Raw genomic sequence first — 23,606 nt, forward strand, 5'->3', positions numbered from 1 at the left:
TCATGCTGTAACAGCGGTGACGTAAAAAGGAGGTAAGTTACAATGGGATACAAGAGTGACATTGAAATCGCACAGGAATGCGAAATGCTGCCGATTACCCAGATTGCAGAGAAAGCTGGTATTGATGACAAATACCTGGAGCAGTATGGAAAGTATAAGGCAAAAATCGACTACAATCTCTTAAAAGAGAGCGACAAGAAAGACGGAAAACTGATCCTTGTAACAGCAATCAACCCGACCCCGGCTGGTGAGGGAAAAACAACTACAACTGTAGGACTTGCTGATGGAATGCAGAGACTTGGAAAGAGCGCAATGGTTGCACTTCGTGAGCCATCTCTTGGACCGGTATTCGGTGTTAAGGGCGGCGCTGCAGGCGGCGGATACGCACAGGTTGTTCCAATGGAGGATATCAACCTTCATTTCACAGGTGACTTCCATGCAATCGGAGCTGCAAACAACCTTCTTGCAGCAATGATCGACAACCACATTTTCCAGGGCAATGCACTGAACATTGACCCACGTAAGATCACATGGAAGAGATGCGTGGACATGAACGACCGTCAGCTTCGTAACGTGATCGATGGTCTTGGAGGAAGAACAAACGGTATGCCTCGTGAAGACGGTTATGACATCACAGTTGCTTCCGAGATCATGGCAGTTCTCTGTCTTGCAAGCGACATCACAGACCTGAAGAATAGACTTTCCAAGATGATCATTGGTTATACATATGGCAAAGTATCTGAGCAGAAACCGGTAACAGCTGGTGATCTTCACGCAGAAGGTGCTATGACAGCTCTTCTGAAAGACGCTCTGAAACCAAACCTGGTTCAGACTCTGGAGCATGTACCTGCAATCGTTCACGGTGGACCATTTGCAAACATCGCTCATGGATGTAACTCTGTAACAGCTACTAAGATGGCTATGAAGCTGGCTGATTATGCCATCACAGAGGCTGGATTCGGTGCTGACCTTGGTGCAGAGAAATTCCTTGACATCAAATGCCGTATGGCAGGTCTTCATCCAAATGCAGTTGTGATCGTTGCTACTGTACGTGCCCTTAAATACAACGGCGGTGTTGCAAAAGCAGACCTTAACAATGAGAACCTTGAGGCTCTTGAGAAAGGTATCCCGAACCTTTTAAGACATGTAAACACGATCAAAAATGTTTACAAACTTCCATGTGTTGTTGCAATCAACGCATTCCCGACCGATACCAAGGCAGAGCTTGACCTTGTTGAAGCAAAATGTAAAGAGCTTGGTGTTAACGTTGCACTTTCCGAAGTATGGGCAAAAGGCGGTGAAGGCGGCCTGAAGCTTGCTGAGGAAGTAATCCGTCTCTGCGAAGAGCCAAATGACTTCTCTTATTCCTATGAGCTTGACGGTTCTATAGAGGATAAGCTGAACCAGATCGTTCAGAAAGTATACGGCGGAAAGAAAGTTGTTCTCACAGCAAACGCTCAGAAACAGGCAAAACAGTTAGAAGCTCTTGGCTTTGGCAACTGCCCGATCTGTGTTGCAAAGACTCAGTACAGCTTAACAGATGACCAGACAAAACTCGGTGCACCGACAGATTTCGAGATCACAGTTCGTAACCTGAAGGTTTCCGCAGGTGCTGGATTTGTTGTTGCACTGACTGGTGAGATCATGACCATGCCAGGTCTTCCGAAAGTTCCGGCAGCTGAGAGAATCGACGTTGACGAGACTGGTAAGATCACAGGTCTGTTCTAATCAAAGAAAAAAGAAACATCAGGCGGATATACCTGTCCGCCTGGCGTTATAAAAAGGTCATGGCTTACATGATGACTAAGAACAATAAGGAGACAACGAAATGGGATTTTCAACAAGTACATGTACAGAATTTGTAGAAGTTCTTGCTTCTAAAGCCCCGGTTCCAGGCGGCGGCGGAGCATCTGCACTGGTAGGTGCTGTGGGAACTGCACTTGGAAACATGGTAGGAAGCCTTACTGTTGGTAAGAAGAAATATGCTGATGTTGAGGAAGAAATGTGGGAGCTGAAAGGTAAATGCGACCAGCTTCAGAAAGATTTCCTTCGTCTGATCGAGCGTGACGCCGAAGTATTCGAGCCGCTTTCCAAAGCATATGGAATGCCGAAAGAAACAGAAGAAGAGAAAGCTGAAAAAGCAAGAGTTATGGCAATCGTATTAAAAGATGCCTGCTCTGTTCCTATGGAAATCATGGAGAAATGCTGTGAGGCACTTGACCTGATCAAGGAATTTGCTGCAAAAGGCTCCAAGCTTGCCATCAGTGACGCTGGTGTAGCTGCAACCTTCTGCAAAGCTGCATTAAAAGGTGCAAGCCTGAACGTTTATATCAACACAAAGTCCATGGCAGACAGAGAGTATGCAGAAGAATTAAATGCAAAGGCAGATGCAATGCTTGAAAAATACTGCAAGCTTGCAGACGAGACATTTGACAGCGTACTTGGAAGACTGAAATAAAGATAAAAAAGAAAAGAACTGTCAGGAGCAAAATCCTGCAAGTCTTTTTTGCGGTCTCAAAATGCTGTATTATCATGAAATTGGTATGAGCATGACTGGATTTATCATAATATAAGGAGATTACTAAAAAATGGCAAAACAGTTATTAGGTAAAGAAGTAACTGCTGCATTAAACGAGCGTATCAAAGGCAATGTGGCAGCTCTTCAGGAAAAAGGCGTTAACCCCACACTTTGCATTATCCGTGTAGGAGAGAATCCAAGTGATATTTCCTATGAGAAAGGTGCAACAAAGCGTTGTGAGACATTAGGCGTTGCATGTGAGAAAATTCTTCTTCCGGAGGATGTTGCTCAGGACGAGCTTCTTGCAGTTATTGATAAAGTAAACAAAGACGATCATATCCATGGTGTCCTTCTGTTCCGTCCGCTTCCGAAACATCTGGATCAGGCTGTGATCGAGAATGCACTTGCTCCTGAGAAAGATGTTGACTGTATGACAGACCTTTCCATGTCTGGTGTTTTTACAGGCAAGAAGATCGGTTTCCCGCCATGTACACCACAGGCATGTATGGAAATCCTTGATCATTACGGAATCGACTGCACAGGCAAGAAGGCAGTAGTAATCGGAAGAAGCCTTGTTGTAGGTAAACCGGCAGCTATGATGCTTGTTAAGAAAAACGCAACTGTAACCATCTGCCACACAAGAACAGTCGATATGCCGTCTGTGGCACGCGAAGCGGATATTATCATCGTAGCAGCAGGCCGTGCTGGCGTTGTTGGCGCTGATTATGTAAAAGCAGGACAGGTAGTTATTGATGTAGGAATCAACGTAAATGCAGAAGGCAAGCTCTGCGGAGACGTTGACTACGCAGCAGTAGAGCCGATCGTAGATGCTATTACACCAGTTCCTGGCGGAGTTGGAAGCGTTACAACATCTGTCCTGGTTGGACATGTTGTAGAGGCTGCTATGCGCAAAGTGAACGCTTAATAGTTAATTGGTTTAGAGTTAATAGAACGATGTACCTGAAGTACATCATGTGTACAAGCGGAAGAAAAACTCTTCAGGGTAAAAACTGGAGAGTTTTTTTGTTGCAGAAAATTTTATTGAAATCCTTATTGCGGCAAAAGTTTGTTTTGCTATTACAAAAAATTTGCTTTTCTCAGTAAGATATTGTACTATAGAGGGTACAGATATATGGAGGTAACTCATTATGGGAAAAGTGATGGCAGTGAACATCAGTGTTAAAAGAGGAACTCAGAAGGTCAATGTGCACACTGTAAAACTGATTGAAAATTATGGATTGGAGAATGACGCCCACGCAGGAAACTGGCACCGTCAGGTCAGCCTTCTGTCTTATGAAAAAATAGAAGAATTTAAGGCAAAAGGCGCGCCGGTAAAGGATGGTGCTTTCGGGGAAAATCTGATCGTACAGGGATTTGACTTTAAGACTCTTCCAGTAGGAACCCGTCTGAAATGCAACGATGTGATTCTGGAAATCACGCAGATTGGAAAGCAGTGTCACAACGGTTGCGAGATTTTCAAGATCATGGGAGATTGCATTATGCCCCGCGAAGGTGTTTTTGCCAGAGTAATCAAAGGCGGTGTGATCTCTGAGGGAGATGAAATGGTTTATGCTTGACAGATACGGAAGAAATATTGATTATCTGCGGATATCTTTGACAGACAGGTGCAATCTCCGCTGTATCTACTGTATGCCGGAAGAGGGAATCCGTCAGATTCCAAGGACAGAACTTCTTGATACAGATGAAATCGTGAGAATCTGTAAGGTGGCCAGTGAACTTGGGATTTCCAGAATCAAACTGACAGGAGGAGAGCCTCTTGTCCGCAGAATTTGCACCCCATTAGTAAAAGAGCTGAAAGCCATTCCCGGGATCTGCCAGGTTACACTAACCACCAACGGAATCCTTTTGGGAGAACAGCTTCCGGGCCTGATGGAGGCCGGTCTGGATGCCGTAAACATCAGTCTGGATACTTTAGAAGAAACCACATTTCGCAAAATCACCCGCAGGGACGATTTTCACCAGGTTTTAAAGGGACTTAGGGCAGCACTTTCCTACCCTTCCCTAAAAGTGAAATTGAACTGTGTCCCCACTTTTCAGTCGGACGAGGAACTTTTACAGGTGGCAGCTCTTGCAAGGGAGAATCCTCTTCATGTGCGTTTCATTGAAATGATGCCAATCGGTCTGGGCAAGGAGTTTGCAGCCAGGGGAGAGGAACTGATAAAGTCTGTTCTGGAAAAGGAATATGGGTCAATGACACCAACGGAAGAAAAGCTTGGAAATGGTCCCTGTCATTATTATACCCTGGAGAAGTTTACAGGCAGGATCGGATTTATCAGTGCCCTGTCCCACAAATTTTGTGACAGCTGCAACCGTGTAAGGCTTACTTCTACCGGATTTCTGAAAGGCTGCCTGCAATTTGAGGACGGAGCAGATCTGAAGGTTTTGCTTCGAAGTGGTTGTTCTGATAGGATGCTTAAAGAAACGATAGAAAAAGTCATTTATGAAAAGCCTGTAGGCCACAATTTTCAGGAACATAAGAAGGGAAACGAAGAATCCCACATCATGGCTCAAATCGGTGGATGATTTTGAAAAATAAAAGAAAACACGATTTAGAAAAGTCGGATTTGCTGTTGTATCATTTGTACAACTTAAGCAATCCGGCTTTTTGTATATTTCAATATAATTCCAGATACAAAATTGTGCAAAAATATTGTTAATAAATAAACTTATTCATATTTGCTTGCCAAAATGAACAAAAAAATATATAATTTCATTACAAAAATAGTCATGTCTGTTAAAAAATACGCAAAGCCGGAAGCTTTGGAGGACGGGGACAAAAGACCTGGAGGCATCTGGCAAGTAAGGAGGTTAACAAAATGGTAGATCAGTCATATTACAAGAAAGCAGATGAGATTATTGAGCATTATGAGCGGTGTGCTGCCTCATTAATCCCTATCATGCAGGATATCCAGGCGGAATATCGGTACCTGCCTGCAGAACTTCTGACCTACGTAGCCGGACAGATCGGCGTTACTGAAGCGAAGGCCTTCAGTGTTGCAACCTTTTATGAGAACTTTTCTTTTGAACCTAAAGGAAAATACATTATCAAGGTATGCGATGGCACAGCTTGTCATGTAAGAAAGTCAATCCCGGTTAAAGAAGCATTCATGAAAGAACTGGGATTAAGCAATAAGAAGCATACCACAGATGACATGATGTTCACTGTGGAGACTGTATCCTGTCTTGGTGCCTGCGGGCTTGCTCCCACCTGTATGGTGAATGAAGAAGTGCATGCCAAGATGACACCGGAGAAGGTAGTAGAGCTTATTAACAGATTGAGAGGTGAGAACGGATGAGGATTAACAGTAAAGAAGAGCTGCAAAGCAAAAAAGCTGAGATCGAACAGAATATCCAGAGCTTCACATGCCGTGTTCTTGTCTGTTCCGGTACCGGATGTATGGCTTCCGGTGCTCAGAAAATCTATGATGAGATGGTAAGACTCTGTGAAGGTATTGATGGTGTAGAGATTGAAATGCAGAAAGATATCCCTCACGTAGGCGTTATCAAGACTGGCTGCCAGGGTCTTTGCGAGCTGGGACCTCTTGTAAGGATTGAACCATACGGATATCAGTATGTACATGTTCAGGAGGAGGACTGCCTGGAGATCGTGGAGCGAACTGTACGCCTTGGACATCCTGTAGATCGTCTGTTTTACCGCCATGGAGATGAAATCTGTCCGAAGCCTGAGGATATCCCGTTCCTTAACCGTCAGACCAGGATCGTTCTTGAAAACTGTGGTAAGATTGACGCGGAATCCATTGACGAATATATTGCAGCAGGCGGTTTTTCTGCTCTTGCTAAGGCAGTTACAGAGATGACTCCCCAGGATGTAATTGATGAAGTTACCAGATCTGGTCTTCGCGGACGCGGAGGCGCCGGCTTCCCGGCTGGTAAGAAGTGGTCACAGGTAGCCAGACAGGCTGAGAAAACCCGATATGTAGTATGTAACGGTGATGAGGGTGACCCGGGAGCATTTATGGATGGTTCCGTTATGGAAGGCGATCCGTATAAGATGATCGAGGGCATGATCATTGCCGCTTACGCAGTTGGCGCTGAGAACGGATACATATATGTTCGTGCAGAGTATCCTCTTTCCGTAGCCAGACTTCGTCTTGCTATTTCCCAGGCTGAGAAATATGGTCTCCTTGGAGATCATATCCTTGGCAGCGGTGTGAATTTCCATCTGCATATTAATCGTGGTGCAGGAGCTTTCGTATGTGGTGAAGGTTCTGCCCTTACCTCTTCCATTGAGGGAAACAGAGGTATGCCTCGTGTAAAACCACCTCGTACTGTTGAGAAAGGTCTGTGGGGCAAGCCAACTGTATTAAATAACGTTGAGACTTACGCAAATGTTCCGAAGATTATCATACAGGGTGCTGACTGGTTCCATACCATCGGAACAGAGGGAAGCCCGGGAACCAAGACCTTCTCACTGACCGGAGCAATTGAGAATACAGGTCTTATTGAAGTTCCAATGGGAACAACACTTCGTGAGATTATTTATGATATTGGCGGCGGTCTGAAGAGCGGTGCTGCATTTAAAGGCGTTCAGATTGGCGGACCATCTGGCGGATGTCTTGTAGAAGACCAGCTGGATGCTCCTCTTGATTTTGATTCTGTAAAGAAGCTTGATGCTATTATGGGATCAGGCGGTCTTGTTGTCATGGATGAGAATACCTGTATGGTAGAAGTTGCCCGTTTCTTCATGAGCTTTACCCAGCGGGAGAGCTGTGGAAAATGCGTTCCATGCCGTGAGGGTACCAAGCGTATGCTGGAGATCTTGGAGAAGATTGTAGCAGGCAATGGGGAGATGTCTGATCTTGACGAGCTGGAAGAGCTTGCCAAAATGGTTCAGAGCATGGCTCTTTGCGGACTTGGAAAGAGTGCACCTCTTCCTGTCCTCAGTACCATGAAGCGTTTTCGCGAGGAATACGAAGAGCATATCCGGGACAAGAAGTGCCGGGCAAAGGTCTGCACAGCACTCCGTCAGTTCCACATTAATCCGGAATTCTGTATCGGCTGCGGAAAATGTGCCAAGAACTGTCCTGCCGGGGCAATTTCCGGCAAGATTAAATCACCTTATCATATTAATAATGATGTATGCATCAAGTGCGGCAGCTGTAAGGATAACTGTAACTTTGATGCAATATATGTGGAAATGTAGGGAGGACAGATTATGGGTACAATGACGATTGACGGCAGAAAAGTCGAATTTACAGATGAAAAAAATGTCCTGACCGTAATCCGCAAGGCAGGCATTAATATTCCTACACTTTGTTATCACTCAGAGGTTTCCACTTTTGGAGCCTGTCGTCTGTGCACAGTAGAGGATGACAGAGGAAGAACCTTCGCTTCCTGTTCTGAGGAGCCAAGGGATGGAATGGTAATTTATACAAACTCAGGTAAGATCAAAAAATACAGGAAACTGATTGTGGAACTGCTTCTCGCAGCACATTGCCGTGACTGTACAACCTGTGTAAAGAGTGGAGAATGCGTGCTTCAGGAGCTGGCTCACCGTCTTGGAGTACATAACATCCGTTTTCAGAATACAAGAGAGCAGTATGAGATTGATGACAGTTCACCATCTCTGATCCGTGACCCGAACAAATGTATCCTCTGTGGTGACTGTGTCCGTGCCTGCGAGGAGCTTCAGGGAATCGGAGCATTGAACTTTGCATACCGTGGAACAGAGGCTATTGTAATTCCTGCGTTTAATAAGAAAATAGCAGAAACCCAGTGTGTAAACTGCGGACAGTGCCGTGTATATTGTCCGACAGGTGCCATTTCCATTAAGACGCATATGGATGAAGTCTGGGAAGCTCTTGCAGATCCGGATGTACGTGTAGTAGCACAGATTGCGCCGGCAGTTCGTGTTGCGGTAGGTGATCATTACAGTCTTCCGAAGGGACGGAGCGTAATGGGCAAAATTGTCAATGCACTCCACAGAATGGGATTTGACGAGATTTATGATACTACTTTCAGCGCCGATCTTACTATTATGGAGGAGTCAGCAGAATTTCTAAAAAGAGTTGAGAAGGGGGAGAAACTTCCACTTCTTACCTCCTGTTGCCCTGCATGGGTGAAATTTATTACAGACCAGTATAAGGATTATATCCCGAATTTGTCTACCTGTAGATCCCCACAGGGAATGATGTCTGCAGTTATTAAAGAATACTTCCGTGATCCGGAGAATGCCAAGGGTAAAAAGACCGTTATGGTATCTATTATGCCATGTACAGCCAAGAAGGCTGAGGCAATCCGTCCGAACAGTTTTACTGATGAGAAACAGGATACGGATATTGTAATTACAACCACAGAGCTGCTGCGCATGATCGATAACTTTGGCCTTGATTTTGCACAGTTAGAGCCTGAAGCATGTGATATGCCATTTGGATTTGGCTCCGGCGGAGGCGTTATTTTTGGTGTTACCGGCGGTGTTACAGAGGCGGTTCTACGCCGCTTAAGCCCGGATCATTCCAAGGAGACCATGCGGGAGATTTCTGAGTGTGGTGTCCGTGGAGATGAAGGAATCAAAGAATTCACAGTTCCATACAAGGGAATGGATATCAATGTATGTGTGGCCAGTGGTCTTGCAAATGCAAGAACCGTTATGGAACGTGTAAAGAACGGCGAAGCAAACTATCATCTCATTGAAGTAATGGCATGCCGCCGTGGCTGTATTATGGGCGGTGGCCAGCCGGTACGGGCCGGTGACAGAACCAAAGCTGCAAGAGCGAAAGGTTTGTATAATGCTGACAATACTATGCTGATCAAGAAATCCGATGAGAACCCTATGGTTCTGGAACTGTATCAGGGACTGCTCAAAGGAAAAGAGCACAAACTGCTCCACAATGACTTCTATTAATGCTGATGTATAGTAGCTGGACACGCTCCAGAGAATAATTAAGACTGGTATAATAAAAAGCCCGACTGCATATTATTTAGAGGAAGAATATAAGCATTACGCTATAAACAAATCTTGCAGACCTTTAAATAATCAGGCAGGAGGGCTTTTTTGTATGGAAAATTTTCAGGTTTACCGTGATATACAGGCCAGAACCGGAGGCGATATATACATAGGCGTTGTAGGCCCTGTACGTACAGGAAAATCAACATTTATCCGCAGATTTATGGAACTGGTGGCTTTGCCCGGAATGGATGAAAAAATGCAGAAAGAGGTCAGGGACCAGCTTCCATTAAGTGGTTCCGGAAAAATGATCACAACTGTGGAACCCAAATTTATCCCAAAAGAAGCTGTATCAGTTGATCTTGGCGAAGACAGGAAGGCAAAAGTGCGGCTTATCGATTGTGTTGGTTTTCTTGTAAAGGATGCCGGAGGAAACGTTGAGGATGGTAAAGAGAGGATGGTAAAAACACCCTGGTTTTCCAGGGCAATCCCCTTTCACGAAGCTGCAAAAGCAGGAACAGAAAAGGTTATCCAGGAACATTCCACGATCGGCCTTGTGATTACCACTGATGGAAGCTTTGGAGAAATAGCAAGGGAAAATTTTGTTCCGGCCGAGGAACAGACTGTGGCTGAATTGAAAACACAGGGAAAGCCATTTCTTATTGTAGTAAACTCTCAGTTTCCATATAAAGAGGAAACTACTCAGATGGTTAACGGGCTTCAGAAGAAGTACCAGGTACCAGTTGTTGCGGTTAACTGTGAGCAGTTGAAAAAAGAAGATGTCGCATTGCTCCTGGAAAAAATCTTATATGAATTTCCCATTGCCCAGCTGCAGTTTTTTATTCCAAAATGGGTGGAAATGCTGCCTGCAGACAGCGAACTAAAAAGCCAGATCCTTTCCCAGATCAAAGTGCTCATGAAGAAGCTTCTCCACATTCGCGATGTTACCAGGGAATCGGTAAAACTGGAAGGTCCTTATGTACAGGACACTCTTCTGGATCACGTAGGTCTTTCTGATGGAACCATTCAGATACGGCTTCAGATAGATGATAAATATTACTATAAGATGCTTAGCGATATGAGTGGAATTCCTATGGAAAGTGAGTATGAACTGATCCATACGATGAAGGAGCTTGCTGCAATGAAGGAAAAGTATGTAAAGGTTAAAGATGCCCTGGATGCAGTAAATAGCAGCGGCTACGGTGTAGTTGTACCTGAGCTTTCCCAGATTCAGCTGGAAGAGCCGGCTGTGATCCGTCAGGGAAATAAATATGGTGTGAAAATTAAATCAAAGAGTCCGTCTATTCACATGATCAAAGCAAATATTGAAACTGAAATTGCTCCGATCGTAGGTACGGAACAGCAGGCGAAAGACCTGATCACTTATATTGGGGAAAGCGATGCAAGAGGAGAGAGCATCTGGGAGACGAATATTTTCGGGAAATCCATTGAACAGCTGGTACAGGATGGCATCCGCAGCAAGCTGACCATGATCAGCGAGGAAAGCCAGGTGAAGCTTCAGGATACCATGCAGAAAATCGTAAATGACAGTAAAGGCGGTCTTGTGTGTATTATCATATAGGTATTTTTATGAAAAAAGGCAGTATTGTTATAAGCACTGCCTTTTTTTATATATAAAATACTTTATGGGTACTTACCAATATACGGAAAACTGTGGTGCTTCCCTTTCCTTATCAAAGATTATTTATATCCATGTTCTTTTTTCCAGCGCGCCAGATATTCCACCTGTTCCTCGTCTGAAAGAAACTGTGAATAAGGATCATTTCCCGCCGCAACACAACAGAAAAGTACAAGCAGCTGCAACGCAAAAAATAAAACAATAAGTAAAATTACAGGCAACATAAAAACCTCCTTGTAAAGTTTATATAAAAGTCTTTACAGAAAAGTTAATTTTATACATCCATTTTTGGAAAACACGAAAAACCCAGTATTTATGCGGGTTTGCGGGCTTTTTGCACCCATCGTAAAATGCCGCAAAATATCGTATTTTGGTGTAAAAATGGTGTAGTAAATGGTGTAGTAAAAGGAAAATCAAATTGAACTTATAAGAGCATTAGTGGAGAAATCTACTGGTGCTCTTTTTATGTATATGTGCTCCTTTGGCGGTAAATGATATGGTTATAGTACGGATTATATGAAAGGCTGGCGAACACCATAGATAAATACTGCCCTGACTGTAAAGAAAAATTGAAGCGATATGATACTGTGAAACGAATTGTAAGAGGAAAGGATCATTCCAAAAAACTCGTTGCCATAGAACGTTATAAATGCCCGAAGTGCAAAACAATTCATAGAGATCTTCCAGAATATTTATATCCTTTTAAGCATTACGAGTCGGATATTATAGATGGAGTGATAGAAGGATTCATCAGTCCAGAGACTTTAGGCTTTGAAGATTTCCCTTGTGAGGAAACGATGAAACGTTGGAAGAAGCAGGGTATTAAACCAAGATTATGATGGAAAATTTTTCCACTGACTTTGTTTTAACATTTTCAAAATTCTAACCTAGAATAGAATTTAGAAGGAGGTAATACTATATGGGAAATATTATAAGAGCCGAAGTATCCGAAAATAATCCATATTGGATTGAGAAGCATCGTTATTACGAGTTGAAGCATTTTTGTCTTCAATATCCAATATGGAAAAGAAACTATGTATCACTAGATGGTCTGTCTAGTCGTTCTACTAATTATGTGGCAGTTATAGCAAACAGCACAGTATGCGATCCGACTGCAAAAATCGGAATGCTGAAATCATATTTTTCAAAGCGTATGGATATGATAGAGAAAACGGCTGAGCGGACAGATACAGAATTGGCTGAGTACATATTAAAAGGCGTAACTGAGGGATGGTCCTACGATATTATTAAAGCTAGATTAGAAATCCCATGTTGTAAAGACACGTATTACAACTTGTACAGACGATTCTTTTGGCTGCTGAATAAAGAAAGAGGATGAAAATGCGCGATAAAAACAACTCCTATTATGAAAGGAGAGTGATTTAAATGTTAATATTTGAAAATTGCAGTTTTTCTTATACCGCTGATGCTAAAGGAGGTCGTCCATTTATTGTCGGAGTAAAAGATAGAGAACATTCTGATGATAGTATTGAACGATGGGATATGGCATCGTTGAGAGAAGAAGAAGCAAAACTTGTATATGAATTACTCAAGAAGCATTTTGAGATTGAGTCCTAACAAGGGCTCTTTCTTTTCGCAAAGTTTACAAGTTATTTTATGAATAAACATTTATTTGAAAGGAGATTCATTATGGAAACTAAAACCGAAACCAAAACTAGAAATTCATTCAAAAAGTTTATTTGCAACAACATTAGTACGATCGTGGTATCGAGTCTTACTTTAGCAGGAGGATGCGCAGTTGGTTATGCTTTCGGGCATACGAAAGGTATCAGACTGGGGCAAGGAGAAATACTCACTAAGATTGTATCAAAAAGTTGCGGAGATGGACTTATTATGAATAATTCGAAGTTAGGTAGTTATATTTTCACAGCAAAGAAACTCAATTGATAATGCAAGTTTTTAGATTGAGTCTTAGAGAAATCTAGGACTCTTTCTTTTATTCTAGATTAAAAACAGTACGGAGGCTACCACGAATCGTGTTATTTTGATAACTGAAATATTGACGGAGAGGAGGTATAGCAGATGGGACTTATCATCTTAGTGATAGGTATTCTTATTGGATTGCTCATTGAGCGATACATATTTCAAGAAAAGCCAATTGGTTCGCTTCGAGTCGATAATTCAGATCCGGACAGCGGACCATATTTATTTCTTGAATTAGATCCTGGCGGAGCAAATGAGATTTATAAGAAGCAGCGTGTTTCATTGCGAGTGGAAATTAAGAATTATATTTCGCACAAATAGCACGTCCTATTATGAACATCAATAATTTATCTGAAAGGAGATATCAGAAATGGATGAAAAGAATATTGAAGAATTATTGAGTGAGGAAATTGCAAGACAGATTAAGGGGTTATCTGAATTTGCATCCGGAAGTAAAGAAAAATCAATGGCAATTGATGAATTAGCTACACTTTACAAGCTAAGAATCGAAGAGAACAAAAGCGAATGGGATGCTGATGAGAAGTATAATTCTCGTGTTGCTGATAATGAGGCAAAGGAGCGAGATGAAAAACTTAAACAGCGGCAGATCGACGAGCAGGTTAAAGATCGATATTTCAAAGCTGGTATTGCTGGAGCAGAGCTTCTGTTACCATTGATATTCTATGGCATCTGGATGAATAAAGGATTCCGATTTGAAGAAACTGGAACAATTTCATCACAGGTATTCAGAAACTTAATCAACCGTTTCAGACCAACCAGGAAGTAAAAATTAAGGTTCAAAGCGTCGAGGGCAATGGTACAAGCCCTCTTCGTTTTACGCGTCAAAATCATTGGCTACTATGAAAGGAGATGAAATATATGAGAAATATTTATATTGAAGTACCAACAACTACAAATGAGGTGATGATGAGCATACCTTACAGAAACGATGAACTATTGGGAAAAATTCATGTAATCTTTACAGAATTGGATGAATCCAAGGTTCGCATCGTAACTGTTCGAGCTAAAGACAGTGAAGACGACAAAGACTGGTCGATTCAGAGTAAACAGGTGATGAGCAAAAATATGCGAACTGTAGAATTCGATTTCGATTTCAGAGATGACGATGGAATAAAACTTCACGTTTCAACGAAAATAATGCTCTCATACAGTCACAGATGCATAATGGTTGACTGGTAAACTTTGATGGAGATGCTTACAATTATGTTTGCATCTCCTTTTATTTTTTGCGTGAAATTTACAAGGACTATTATGAGAGAATAAAGCTTTATCTCTTGACCAAAATAATACCGACGGATATACTGTGATATACAGATATGTACGACGGTCTATATGCGAAAGGAGATATTTAGCTATGAGTATTTTTAATGAAGAACTTATCAATTCTATGAAAACTGGCAAATACATTTGTCATGAGTGCGGAAATTTAATGGAATTTGAAGATGAAAAGTGGCGGGACACTTTAGTGTGCCCGAATTGCGGTCATAGCGTAGATTTAGATCACTATGGCTGTGAAGGAGAAGAAGAATATGAAAGTTTATATCCGACACTGGAAGAAGTCATAGAGTCCGATAAGTAAATACGTATAAGCTAAAAGGAAGAGTCTTGGAGAAATCTGAGGCTCTTTTCTTTTTGCCTAGGAGAACACAAATGAGATACCATTATCAGAAACCAGATATTTATAGATCAATGTATGGAGAAACTTATATTTGCAATCATCCAGTGTATAACAAATGCACACTGTTTAGAATAGGAGACAATGGATTAGCGGTCATTCAGCAGAGATTTAATGCAGAAACCAAAAGTACCTGGTGGGGAGAAGTGGATGCTTGGCTAACAGATACTTTATATCTACATCCAGGCTTTAGGAAATATTTTGACAACAGATGTGGAACATGTAAGGACGGGTTATACCCTACAGTAACGGTCAGACAGATTATGTGGGCATTAAAAATGAAGCCTATTCAGAGGCAACGATGGGAAACTTGTTTTGACAGGAGAGAAATATAGCGAAAATTACATGGGATGTTATGAAAGGAGAGTGACATTTTATGAACAAAACCATAATATTTGACGAAAAGTCATGCCAATGGAGTAAAAACGAATTGGTCAATGCGTGGACGTTAGGTGCTTACGAATGTCGATTAAACGATCATTTACAGACCCGCGGATACTTATTGCTGAGAGATGTATACGAAGCATTAGGAATACCGATAACTAAAGAATCGTTAATCGCCTGGTGGGTAAGAGCTAAAATCCATGAACAGTTTAGATTTGAAATTTATACAAAAACGAATGGCGTGATGGAAGCCGTACTACCGGATATGGAATTAGACATACGATATGCATTACCATCGGAAGAAGAGTCCTAACAAGGGCTCTTTCTTTTTCGCCATTTTTACAGCTCCTATTATGAGAAACGATAGCTTTTGAAAGGAGAAAAGGAGCATGGATGAAATGAGAATAGTATCGAAATTCACAAGAGGAATTATTTCCAAAGCGTTGAAGATGGTGGTACATAAGAAAACTGGATATAACGTGGATATTCAGTTAAATGAGATTACTACCACAATCAATGATGGAAAGACACACCTTCACTTGGATGTAGATGCTGAGCTGGAAAAGGACGAGCTTATTAAAATTCTAAAAAGTATCGGTTTGAACTAACCGGGAGGGGCGTGGGCAACGCCTCTTTCTTTTTACTTCGCAAAATTTACAAGGACTATTATGAGAGAAAGAGAAACGGGTAGCTCGATTGGGAGAGCAACGGATTGTTCCGTACTGCTTCTCTTTTATTTTTTATCGAAAGGAGAGCTAGTAAATGAATGTCTATTGAAGAATTAAAGCTAATGCTTAGTGACGTATTCGAGTTGGATATGTGGTTTCCAGAGTATTCTATTCGAAACCGAGAGTTCGAAAAGTCAAGTTATTCGGTCTGGGCATTAAAGGAATTAACAGAGTATGTCTCACAAAAAGTTTATCCAAGAAAGGAGGTTGCAGTTGACGAAATAATTGTACTTACGAATGAATTTAGAAACAAGATGAGACGGTATGCTCAAATCAGACAAGATAACAATTTTATGTTTGTTGTGGCACAAGATATTTTGTCTGATGTATTGGATGTGTTGCGTGCCACGAAATGAAAGGAGATAGTATGAAGAAATTAAACAAGAAGAATCTGAAAAAGGCATCACCAACCCTTTTATCATGTTTTGGAGCTGTTGGAGTAATTGGAACGTCTGCTCTGGCTGTAAAAGCTACGCCAAAAGCTCTTAGAAAAATAAGAGCAGATAGTAGAGAGAATCATAATGACCCGAATGCGTACACAAAACTCGAAGCTATTCAGTCCGCATGGATTTATTATGTTCCATCTGTAGTTATGGGAGCAGCAACGATTATTTGTATATTTGGAGCAAATATTCTGAACAAACGTCAGCAGGCGGCTTTAACCAGTGCTTATGCGTTGCTCAATGATGCATACCAGGATTATCGAGATAAACTGAAAGAACTGTATGGCGAGGATGCTCACAGAAAAATTATGGAAGCCATTGCTGTGGAGAAAGCAGATGATGTCTATATCGCGTCAGATGGATTTATCGGCGGCGGATCTCTCGATATTGAAGAGCATAATCCAGATGATAATATATTATTCTATGATAGCTACTCAAAAAGATATTTCGAAAGTTCACTCAACCGAGTAATTCAAGCGGAATATTATTCTAATCGAGATTTTGCCATTGGAACCCAATTATCTGTAAATGATTTCTATGGATTTCTCGGATTAGATCCAATCGACGATGGAGATGAAATTGGTTGGACGATGAGCAGTGGTTATAGCTGGATCGATTTTCGTCATTATAAAACGACAATGGAAGATGGGTTGGAAGTCTGCATTATTGACATGGATTATGTTCCAGAATTGGATTTTGAACAATGCTAATTCGCAAAATACACAAATGCTATTATGAAAGGAGAGTGAAGTTATGAACAGTAAGATGATTAAGGTTATTGGAATGGCAGCAACACTGATTGGAATAGGGGTAAATCTTATAACCGATTGGGTTGATGACCAAAAGATGGATGAAAAAATTGACAAAAAGGTGAATGAAGCACTTGCCAAGAAAGAAGCGGAGGAGTCCTGATGTGGACTCTTTTCGTTTTTATTTTTGCTAATGTTGTCCATTGAAAGCGTGATTTACATCATCCAGTATTGCCTTAATGAATCTTTGCAGGATTGTAGCTTTGAGCAGGGGAGCTATTTAAAATGGACGGTTAATGAATTATTAGATCGTCTTAGAGAAAATCCTGAAGTAACGCCTCTGATTATAATCAAAGATTTTAGAAATCAGATGGAAGAATATTCAAAAGTAAGTCCATTGACTGCAAGTATATTTTGTACCGCAAAAGAATTGACAGAATGGATTATCAACCTGCTAGTTGCTTAAATTTTAAAGGTTAACGAGAATAGGAGAAAATATTATGCCATTAGAAACTTTTGCCGCATCAAAACTTGTTCAGAAAATGCTTAGCTCTAATGCTTCACAGGAGGAACTTTATAACGCAAAGAAATATTTATTGGCGGCTGTAGATTACGATTCAGCATCGCTTGCGTTGAAATCTGTTGCAAATGAAACAAATATTAAAGAACTGAGTAAGAAATACCCGCTTTATGGTTCATGGATGGGTTCCAGCGATATATCTGCCAAAGAATTACTTAATTTAAACTTCGGTGTACCAAAGCACGAATATGATTTTTCCAAAACTAAAGTAGGTGACAAGATTACAGTAGACTTGAAAGAACTGGGAAAATTTGAAGCTACTGCCTATGAAGTGACAGATAACGACGTTCTTTTCATCTTTGACGATTATATTGCAGAGCGTCCCATGAACGAAAAGCCTACCAATGAAGGCGGATATGAAAAATCTGACCTGAAGAAATGGATTGATAGCTATTTATATAATTCGTTTCCATTAGAGTTGAAAACGCGTATCATCGAGCTCACCATTCCTACTGTTGGACAGGTTGTTGGTTGGGACGATGAATGGGATAAGAGCCATTTTGAACCAGATGGAGACGAACAGCTTCCACTTATGAAAAATAGACGCAATCGAGTTGCTTATTTTAATAATGAGTGTGAATGGGGCTGGCTTCGTAATGCAATGAAAAAAGAATATTCTTCGGCTGGCTTTGCCAATGTGGACGGCTACGGCGGTGCGAATTCCACCGGCGCTTCGGACTCTGGTGGGGTTCGTCCGGCTTTCCGTGTGGTTAAGAAACTCAGCCTGTAATAACCTTCCGCCCCTTGTGGGCGGTATTACTAAAATTTGGAGGATATTTTGAAATGCAAAAAGTAAATCTACCGAAAGTGCTCAACGATTTGAAAATCAGAACAGTAAAACGTAGTCCGGAAATATTAACTGGCATTGGAATTGCTGGGATGATCACGACAACTGTGATGGCTGTAAAAGCAACTCCGAAAGCGCTCGTATTGATTGAACGCGAAAAAAATCGAGTGAACCATGAAAATTTGGAAGAAGCGAAGAGATCTGGCTGTGAAGAATGCAATCAAATCAGTCACTTAGAGCCGCTTGAAATTGTAAAAATCACGTGGAAATGCTATATTCCAGCTGGTATTACTTGTTTCGTGTCAATGGCTTGCTTGATCGGGGCAAGTTCTGTTAATCTCAGACGTAATTCTGCTCTGGCGATGGCATACACATTATCCGAATCCACTTTGAGAGATTATCAGAAAAAGGTAGTTGAGACCATCGGAGAGAAGAAGGAGCAGACAGTTAGAGATGCAGTCGCCAAGGAACACGTAGAAAAGAATCCCATAGAAAATAAAGAAGTTATCATCGTTGGCCGTGGCGATACTTTATGTTTTGATACTGTGTCTGGTCGATATTTCAGATCAGATATAGAGACAATCAAAAAAGCTGAAAATGAACTGGATGCCAGATTGAGAACCGAAATGTATATTTCCCTTAATGATTTCTATTATGAAATTGGTTTGGAACCGCTTAGAACAATCGGGGACGATCTTGGATGGAATATTGACAGAGGATTTCTGGATTTGAGTTTTAGTTCTCAATTAGCTACAGATGGAACGCCCTGCCTGGTAATCGACTATGGAGTTGCTCCGAGATACGATTATCGTAATCTTATGTAAGTACGCAAAATTTACAAAGTATATTATGAAAGAAAATTAATTTCGAAAACTGAAAGGAGAAAGAAATCATGGAAAACAACAATGAAATCATCGAAAACAGCGAGGAAGTTATGGAAACAGCAACTGAAGAAATCGTTAAGGCGGCTTCAAGCAACAGCAGTTTCAGTACAGCTACTAAGTTTGGATTAGCTATGATTGCGGGAGGATTGATCTGCAAATTTGTAGTAGAGCCAGGCGTAGCAAAATTGAAAAGAAAAGCAGAAGAACGTGCAGCGAAGAAAAGTGCATCTAATCCTAATAACGTTGTTGACGCGGATTATGAAGAAGTTCCAAATGACGATGCTCCAGAAGAATAAGCATCGAAATGAATTTTAGGAAGATTGAGTCTTAGAGAAATCTAGGACTCTTTCTTTTTTGTTTTTATATGGGAGGTGTCCTATGAACCAGTATACGTATGATGGTCCTGTTATGAATTTCGGGACTTGTATTTCAGATCAATGGCATGGAACAACATATGCTGTATCTGAGAAAAAAGCCAGGAGTAATTTGGCTTATCAGTTTAAGAAAAATAACAATCGCATAACGGGATCGAGGATCACTCTCCCGGGAAAGGTGAAGATGGTGAACAAATATGACTATTGATTTGGATACAGTTATTGGATTTGTTGGTGTAACAGTTGGCTTATTTGGTCTCGGATATGCTGTTGGAGCAAATAAGAAAATGAAAGAAGTTAGTGAAGTAGTTGGAAAATCCGTAGATTCCATGATTTCTGACGGTAAACTTGATATTCCCAAAGAACTTATTAATGAAACCATTAAGGAACGGGTGAACGAAAAAGTTGATTGCGAGATACAGAGAAAAGTAAAAGCGGCGTGCGATAACATTGTTGTAGATGTGAAAACTTCCATGTACAACAAAATCAGTGATGCTGCGGAGAGAGCTGTAGATTCGACATACCGTTCTATGGAAGTTGAGGCGAAAGAGAAAATCAGAAAAGAGCTTCGTAATATTGATATTTCTGGTTTGAAACGGGAAGTAAAGGCTGAAGCTAAAGAAGCCGTTACCGAGAAACTTCAGTCTTCTATGGATGATATCCTCGAAACCTATAATTCAAATCTTGCCAACGTGCAGAATATTTATAGCACGATCGCGAAATCAATGGCTGGAAGAGCATAAATTGGGAGGTGGTTAGAAAATGGCGACAGAAGAGTATAAATCAAATTCTCATAAATCAAAGGGGCAAAGTCAAGCGCCGATTGAGAAAAAGGTTGAGAAAGTAATTTCTGGTTCTGCGAAGTCTAAGAAAAAGGGTGGAATTCAGAAATTTACAGGCATGTTTGTTCCGGAGGATGTTGATGATGTAAAAAGTTATATTTTTGAGGACATTGTGGTTCCTTATGTAAAAGACATGTTCCTCGATGCTGTAAAAGCATTTTTAGGCGTTAATGGAAGCTCTCGGGGAAAATCATCCGCATCTTCAAGAGTATCATATCGAAAATATTATGATGATAGAGAAAGAAGAGATAGCGGATCTAGTAATCACACTCGATCTGGATATGAGTACGACGATATTATTATCGAAAATCGAGGGGAAGCCGAAGATGTGTTATCCAGAATGGATGAGCTTATTGATCAATATGGTTTGGTGAGCGTTGCCGATCTGTATGATCTTGTTGGTATTAATGGAAATTATACCGACAACAAGTATGGTTGGTTTAATATCCGAACGGCTTCCGTAGTTCGTGTACGAGATGGCTACATGATAAAGCTGCCAAAAGCAGTACCATTAAATTAAAGAGGAGAAACGAAATGAATAAAACTGAAATTGTTAAAAAGGCATCATCTGCCTTTGGAAAAGTAAATATTAAACTCAGAAAGCATAGTCCAGAGCTTTTAATTGCTGCTGGTGTAGTTGGAACCGTCGTTAGCACAGTTCTCGCTTGTAAAGCAACTACAAAATTGAGCACTATTCTGGATGAATCAAAAAACAATATTGAAACTATTCACAAATGTAAAAATGATAAAGAAATGGAAGATCGGTATTCCCAGGAGGACGCCAAGAAGGATTTAGCAATTGTGTATGCACAGACTGGTGTTAAGATTGTAAAACTGTATGCTCCAGCTGTGGTTCTCGGAACTATTTCTATTGCTGGAATTGTTGCGTCCAATAATATTCTCAGAAAAAGAAATGTAGCATTGGCTGCCGCTTACGCAACTGTCGATAAATCTTTCAAAGAATATCGTAGCAGAGTGGTTGAACGATTCGGTGATGATGTTGATAAAGAGCTTCGGTACAATATCAAAGCTAAGAAAATCGAAGAAACGATCAAGGATCCCGAAAGCGGAAAAGAAAAGAAATCCAAAACAACTGTAAACGTTGCTGCTCCAACGGTCGATGATTATGCGAGATTCTTTGATAAGACTTGTCGTCATTATGAAGAGAATATGAATTACAATCTTATGCTTCTTAGATCACAGCAGCAGTTGGCAAACGATAAACTTGTTGCAGACGGATTCCTGTTTCTTAGTGATGTGTATGATATGCTCGGTATTACTCGTACAAAGATGAGCCAGTCTGTTGGTTGGATTTATAAACCAGATGGGAATTCTAACGGAGACAATTTCGTTGATTTCGGTGTTATGGTTGTTAAAAGAGAAACTGAAGACGGCGGATATGAAGATGCCATCTTAATGAACTTTAATGTTGACGGTCCTATTCTGGATCTTATCTGATGGAAAGGAGATTTTATTATGACGGGATTAATGGCTTTTACATTTTCAGCAGCAGCTGGCATTTGCTTCTTTAGTGGAATCGCAGTTCTTATGGGTGGAAAGGGGAATCACTAATGGACGGATTTGGAAATTTCATTTCAATGATGGACTTTATTCTTGATACGAAAAGAAAACGTCATATCACAGGAGGCATTCTTTTGAGTGCTTCCTTACTTTTCGGAGGGCTCGCTCTTACCGTGATGACAATCAATGAGGGGGAAACTAATGATAATGAATAAAAAGACAACTATTCTTTTAGCATTTATTTTAGGAGCGGCTTCTGGATCTGCTGTAACTTGGTATTCGGTTAAGAAAAAATATGAAGAGATTGCGCAAAGAGAAATTGATTCGGTAAAAGAAGTTTTTGCTAATCGCGAAAAAGAACGGAATAAAGATGTTGTAGCGAAAAACGTAACCGAAGACAAAAAAGAAAAGCCGGAACTCAAAGAATATGCAGCCAAACTTCATAGACAAGGTTATACAAAATATTCGGAGTATTTTGATGGTGGTATCAGCGAAGAGAAAGAAAGCGTGGTTAACGGTCCGTATGTAATTTCTCCAGAGCAGTTTGGTGAAAATGAAGATTACGAGAAAATCAGTCTAACATATTATGCCGATCAGATATTGGCGGACGAAAACGATGAAATAATTGAAGATGTGGAAGAGATGGTCGGTTTTGAGTCATTGAACCATTTCGGAGAATATGAAGACGATTCGGTATTTGTTAGAAATGACGCTAAGAAATGCGATTATGAAATTCTCCTAGATCAGAAGTTATATTCTGATGTAATCAATGAGATGCCACATCAGATGGAGGTATGATGACGAGGGATGAACTGAATAAGGCGTATTTTGAGTGGATGTATAGTCTTGTCTGTGACGATGAACCATCTTACCGAGAATTATTTCATTTCCTTCATGGTGTTGATTTTACATATACAATCGATATGGATGGAAATCGTTTTGACGACGGCATCAATCTGCGATATCGCTTTGCGGATGAAAGTGGATATAATGGGCGGATGGTTGCGAAATATTTAGACTCTCGTCCATGTAGCGTATTGGAGATGCTTTTAGCACTAGCCATTCGATTAGAAGAGCATATTATGTCAGATCCAGAGCAAGGCGACCGAACTAGAATTTGGTTCTGGACTATGCTTTCTAATCTGGAGCTCGATGATATGATTGATTCCAGATTCGATGCGAATCATGTAGAAAATGCGATTCAGAAATTATTGAATCGGGAATACGGACGTGACGGTAAAGGCGGTTTGTTCAGAATAAAGCATTGCAAATACGATTTAAGAAACGTTGAAATCTGGTATCAGGCAAACTGGTACTTAAATGGCGTGAAATAGGAGGTAATATTACATGCTTGAGTATATTTTCAATAGTATGAAAAACACGGAGAAAAACTTTGAAATCATTTGCAGAAATCTGAAGAGGCAGAAGAGTTTTAACAAGTCTGTTGTATTCTTTGCTTTTTCTGTAGCTGCTTATGCATTTACAAATGAAATTGAAAAAAGGAACCAGGCAATGAGAATCAAGAATCTTGAGAAAGAGATTGAAAATATCAACAATAGAAACAACGAGCCAGGAGACGAAATGTGATG

At 40.9% G+C, this 23,606-nt stretch carries 36 protein-coding genes; 35 read left to right on the plus strand and 1 reads right to left on the minus strand.

What is annotated here, in order from left to right:
- Positions 1 to 42 precede the first annotated feature (42 nt).
- The 9 genes from AB5Z12_RS06095 (at position 43) to spoIVA (ending at position 11,028) form a co-directional block, all read left to right on the plus strand.
- Positions 43 to 1,728 carry a formate--tetrahydrofolate ligase gene (locus AB5Z12_RS06095; RefSeq protein WP_118578434.1) on the plus strand — a complete coding sequence of 562 codons (1,686 nt, stop codon included), beginning with the start codon at positions 43 to 45 and terminating at the stop codon, positions 1,726 to 1,728.
- A gap of 100 nt (positions 1,729 to 1,828) precedes the next feature.
- Complete coding sequence (locus AB5Z12_RS06100; protein ID WP_118578433.1) at positions 1,829 to 2,458, plus strand: cyclodeaminase/cyclohydrolase family protein; 630 nt, start codon at positions 1,829 to 1,831, stop codon at positions 2,456 to 2,458.
- Positions 2,459 to 2,588: 130 nt separating this feature from the next.
- Entirely contained in the window at positions 2,589 to 3,443 is an 855-nt protein-coding gene (locus AB5Z12_RS06105) for a bifunctional 5,10-methylenetetrahydrofolate dehydrogenase/5,10-methenyltetrahydrofolate cyclohydrolase (RefSeq protein WP_118578432.1), read from the plus strand.
- A gap of 223 nt (positions 3,444 to 3,666) precedes the next feature.
- Positions 3,667 to 4,095: an MOSC domain-containing protein gene (locus tag AB5Z12_RS06110; RefSeq protein WP_118578431.1), complete on the plus strand. Its 429-nt coding sequence runs from the start codon at positions 3,667 to 3,669 to the stop codon at positions 4,093 to 4,095.
- Positions 4,088 to 5,062, plus strand: a complete 975-nt coding sequence (gene moaA / locus AB5Z12_RS06115; protein WP_173735425.1) for a GTP 3',8-cyclase MoaA — start codon at positions 4,088 to 4,090, stop codon at positions 5,060 to 5,062. Before AB5Z12_RS06110 ends, moaA begins: the two co-directional genes overlap by 8 nt.
- Positions 5,063 to 5,355: 293 nt before the next feature.
- On the plus strand, positions 5,356 to 5,835 hold the full coding sequence (locus tag AB5Z12_RS06120; RefSeq protein ID WP_148462597.1) for an NAD(P)H-dependent oxidoreductase subunit E: 480 nt from the start codon (positions 5,356 to 5,358) through the stop codon (positions 5,833 to 5,835).
- Positions 5,832 to 7,703 carry an NADH-quinone oxidoreductase subunit NuoF gene (locus AB5Z12_RS06125; protein WP_118578429.1) on the plus strand — a complete coding sequence of 624 codons (1,872 nt, stop codon included), beginning with the start codon at positions 5,832 to 5,834 and terminating at the stop codon, positions 7,701 to 7,703. The genes AB5Z12_RS06120 and AB5Z12_RS06125 overlap by 4 nt, the downstream gene beginning before the upstream one ends.
- 12 nt (positions 7,704 to 7,715) lie before the next feature.
- Positions 7,716 to 9,404: a [FeFe] hydrogenase, group A gene (locus tag AB5Z12_RS06130; RefSeq protein ID WP_118578428.1), complete on the plus strand. Its 1,689-nt coding sequence runs from the start codon at positions 7,716 to 7,718 to the stop codon at positions 9,402 to 9,404.
- Between the two features lie 154 nt (positions 9,405 to 9,558).
- Complete coding sequence (gene spoIVA / locus AB5Z12_RS06135) at positions 9,559 to 11,028, plus strand: stage IV sporulation protein A (RefSeq protein ID WP_368368582.1); 1,470 nt, start codon at positions 9,559 to 9,561, stop codon at positions 11,026 to 11,028.
- 119 nt (positions 11,029 to 11,147) lie between these two features.
- Here spoIVA and AB5Z12_RS06140 read toward each other — a convergent pair whose 3' ends face one another.
- The gene (locus tag AB5Z12_RS06140) at positions 11,148 to 11,309 is read right to left on the minus strand and encodes a hypothetical protein (RefSeq protein ID WP_173715531.1); all 162 of its coding nucleotides are present in this window, start codon (positions 11,307 to 11,309) and stop codon (positions 11,148 to 11,150) included.
- A 312-nt stretch (positions 11,310 to 11,621) separates the two neighbouring features.
- Between AB5Z12_RS06140 and AB5Z12_RS06145 the strand changes: the two genes are divergently transcribed.
- From AB5Z12_RS06145 to AB5Z12_RS06270, 26 genes are all read left to right on the plus strand, one after another.
- Positions 11,622 to 11,924: a DUF6431 domain-containing protein gene (locus AB5Z12_RS06145; RefSeq protein WP_226818916.1), complete on the plus strand. Its 303-nt coding sequence runs from the start codon at positions 11,622 to 11,624 to the stop codon at positions 11,922 to 11,924.
- 80 nt (positions 11,925 to 12,004) lie between these two features.
- Positions 12,005 to 12,424, plus strand: coding sequence for a hypothetical protein (locus tag AB5Z12_RS06150; RefSeq protein ID WP_195982752.1), 420 nt, complete (start codon positions 12,005 to 12,007; stop codon positions 12,422 to 12,424).
- Positions 12,425 to 12,471: 47 nt separating this feature from the next.
- Positions 12,472 to 12,663 carry a hypothetical protein gene (locus AB5Z12_RS06155; RefSeq protein ID WP_195982753.1) on the plus strand — a complete coding sequence of 64 codons (192 nt, stop codon included), beginning with the start codon at positions 12,472 to 12,474 and terminating at the stop codon, positions 12,661 to 12,663.
- 72 nt (positions 12,664 to 12,735) lie between these two features.
- Positions 12,736 to 12,993 carry a hypothetical protein gene (locus AB5Z12_RS06160; RefSeq protein ID WP_195982754.1) on the plus strand — a complete coding sequence of 86 codons (258 nt, stop codon included), beginning with the start codon at positions 12,736 to 12,738 and terminating at the stop codon, positions 12,991 to 12,993.
- Between the two features lie 135 nt (positions 12,994 to 13,128).
- Positions 13,129 to 13,350, plus strand: coding sequence for a beta-lactamase induction signal transducer protein (locus AB5Z12_RS06165; protein ID WP_195982755.1), 222 nt, complete (start codon positions 13,129 to 13,131; stop codon positions 13,348 to 13,350).
- A 49-nt stretch (positions 13,351 to 13,399) separates the two neighbouring features.
- On the plus strand, positions 13,400 to 13,816 hold the full coding sequence (locus tag AB5Z12_RS06170; protein ID WP_195982756.1) for a hypothetical protein: 417 nt from the start codon (positions 13,400 to 13,402) through the stop codon (positions 13,814 to 13,816).
- A 92-nt stretch (positions 13,817 to 13,908) separates the two neighbouring features.
- A complete protein-coding gene (locus AB5Z12_RS06175) occupies positions 13,909 to 14,229 on the plus strand; it encodes a hypothetical protein (RefSeq protein WP_195982757.1) in 321 nt (106 codons plus the stop codon).
- 175 nt (positions 14,230 to 14,404) lie between these two features.
- Entirely contained in the window at positions 14,405 to 14,629 is a 225-nt protein-coding gene (locus AB5Z12_RS06180) for a DNA-directed RNA polymerase I (protein WP_195982758.1), read from the plus strand.
- A gap of 71 nt (positions 14,630 to 14,700) precedes the next feature.
- Complete coding sequence (locus AB5Z12_RS06185) at positions 14,701 to 15,060, plus strand: hypothetical protein (RefSeq protein WP_195982759.1); 360 nt, start codon at positions 14,701 to 14,703, stop codon at positions 15,058 to 15,060.
- A gap of 41 nt (positions 15,061 to 15,101) precedes the next feature.
- Complete coding sequence (locus tag AB5Z12_RS06190) at positions 15,102 to 15,422, plus strand: DUF6353 family protein (protein ID WP_195982760.1); 321 nt, start codon at positions 15,102 to 15,104, stop codon at positions 15,420 to 15,422.
- A 76-nt stretch (positions 15,423 to 15,498) separates the two neighbouring features.
- Positions 15,499 to 15,717 (plus strand): DUF3194 domain-containing protein, encoded by a 219-nt coding sequence (locus tag AB5Z12_RS06195; RefSeq protein ID WP_195982761.1) that lies wholly within the window; start codon positions 15,499 to 15,501, stop codon positions 15,715 to 15,717.
- A gap of 158 nt (positions 15,718 to 15,875) precedes the next feature.
- A complete protein-coding gene (locus AB5Z12_RS06200; protein WP_195982762.1) occupies positions 15,876 to 16,193 on the plus strand; it encodes a hypothetical protein in 318 nt (105 codons plus the stop codon).
- An 11-nt stretch (positions 16,194 to 16,204) separates the two neighbouring features.
- Positions 16,205 to 16,990 carry a DUF6353 family protein gene (locus AB5Z12_RS06205; RefSeq protein ID WP_243284818.1) on the plus strand — a complete coding sequence of 262 codons (786 nt, stop codon included), beginning with the start codon at positions 16,205 to 16,207 and terminating at the stop codon, positions 16,988 to 16,990.
- A gap of 43 nt (positions 16,991 to 17,033) precedes the next feature.
- Positions 17,034 to 17,192, plus strand: a complete 159-nt coding sequence (locus AB5Z12_RS06210) for a hypothetical protein (protein ID WP_195982764.1) — start codon at positions 17,034 to 17,036, stop codon at positions 17,190 to 17,192.
- 48 nt (positions 17,193 to 17,240) lie between these two features.
- Entirely contained in the window at positions 17,241 to 17,495 is a 255-nt protein-coding gene (locus AB5Z12_RS06215) for a hypothetical protein (RefSeq protein WP_368368583.1), read from the plus strand.
- 34 nt (positions 17,496 to 17,529) lie between these two features.
- Positions 17,530 to 18,339, plus strand: a complete 810-nt coding sequence (locus AB5Z12_RS06220) for a DUF6273 domain-containing protein (protein ID WP_368356832.1) — start codon at positions 17,530 to 17,532, stop codon at positions 18,337 to 18,339.
- Positions 18,340 to 18,392: 53 nt separating this feature from the next.
- The gene (locus AB5Z12_RS06225) at positions 18,393 to 19,220 is read left to right on the plus strand and encodes a DUF6353 family protein (protein ID WP_195982766.1); all 828 of its coding nucleotides are present in this window, start codon (positions 18,393 to 18,395) and stop codon (positions 19,218 to 19,220) included.
- Positions 19,221 to 19,288: 68 nt separating this feature from the next.
- A complete protein-coding gene (locus tag AB5Z12_RS06230; RefSeq protein ID WP_195982767.1) occupies positions 19,289 to 19,576 on the plus strand; it encodes a hypothetical protein in 288 nt (95 codons plus the stop codon).
- Between the two features lie 82 nt (positions 19,577 to 19,658).
- Positions 19,659 to 19,862 carry a hypothetical protein gene (locus AB5Z12_RS06235; protein ID WP_195982768.1) on the plus strand — a complete coding sequence of 68 codons (204 nt, stop codon included), beginning with the start codon at positions 19,659 to 19,661 and terminating at the stop codon, positions 19,860 to 19,862.
- A complete protein-coding gene (locus AB5Z12_RS06240) occupies positions 19,852 to 20,397 on the plus strand; it encodes a hypothetical protein (protein ID WP_195982769.1) in 546 nt (181 codons plus the stop codon). Before AB5Z12_RS06235 ends, AB5Z12_RS06240 begins: the two co-directional genes overlap by 11 nt.
- Before the next feature lie 19 nt (positions 20,398 to 20,416).
- On the plus strand, positions 20,417 to 21,016 hold the full coding sequence (locus AB5Z12_RS06245; protein ID WP_195982770.1) for a hypothetical protein: 600 nt from the start codon (positions 20,417 to 20,419) through the stop codon (positions 21,014 to 21,016).
- 14 nt (positions 21,017 to 21,030) lie between these two features.
- Positions 21,031 to 21,954, plus strand: a complete 924-nt coding sequence (locus AB5Z12_RS06250; protein ID WP_195982771.1) for a DUF6353 family protein — start codon at positions 21,031 to 21,033, stop codon at positions 21,952 to 21,954.
- Positions 21,955 to 22,067: 113 nt separating this feature from the next.
- The gene (locus AB5Z12_RS06255; RefSeq protein ID WP_195982772.1) at positions 22,068 to 22,232 is read left to right on the plus strand and encodes a histidine kinase; all 165 of its coding nucleotides are present in this window, start codon (positions 22,068 to 22,070) and stop codon (positions 22,230 to 22,232) included.
- Complete coding sequence (locus AB5Z12_RS06260; protein WP_318289467.1) at positions 22,219 to 22,815, plus strand: hypothetical protein; 597 nt, start codon at positions 22,219 to 22,221, stop codon at positions 22,813 to 22,815. The genes AB5Z12_RS06255 and AB5Z12_RS06260 overlap by 14 nt, the downstream gene beginning before the upstream one ends.
- Entirely contained in the window at positions 22,812 to 23,351 is a 540-nt protein-coding gene (locus AB5Z12_RS06265) for a hypothetical protein (RefSeq protein WP_347708944.1), read from the plus strand. Before AB5Z12_RS06260 ends, AB5Z12_RS06265 begins: the two co-directional genes overlap by 4 nt.
- Positions 23,352 to 23,364: 13 nt before the next feature.
- Positions 23,365 to 23,604: a hypothetical protein gene (locus AB5Z12_RS06270; protein ID WP_195982773.1), complete on the plus strand. Its 240-nt coding sequence runs from the start codon at positions 23,365 to 23,367 to the stop codon at positions 23,602 to 23,604.
- Positions 23,605 to 23,606 lie beyond the last annotated feature (2 nt).

The organism is Ruminococcus sp. RTP21358st1_G6_RTP21358_211008 (genome assembly GCF_040908885.1).
GTDB classification, from domain to species: domain Bacteria; phylum Bacillota; class Clostridia; order Lachnospirales; family Lachnospiraceae; genus Blautia_A; species Blautia_A faecis.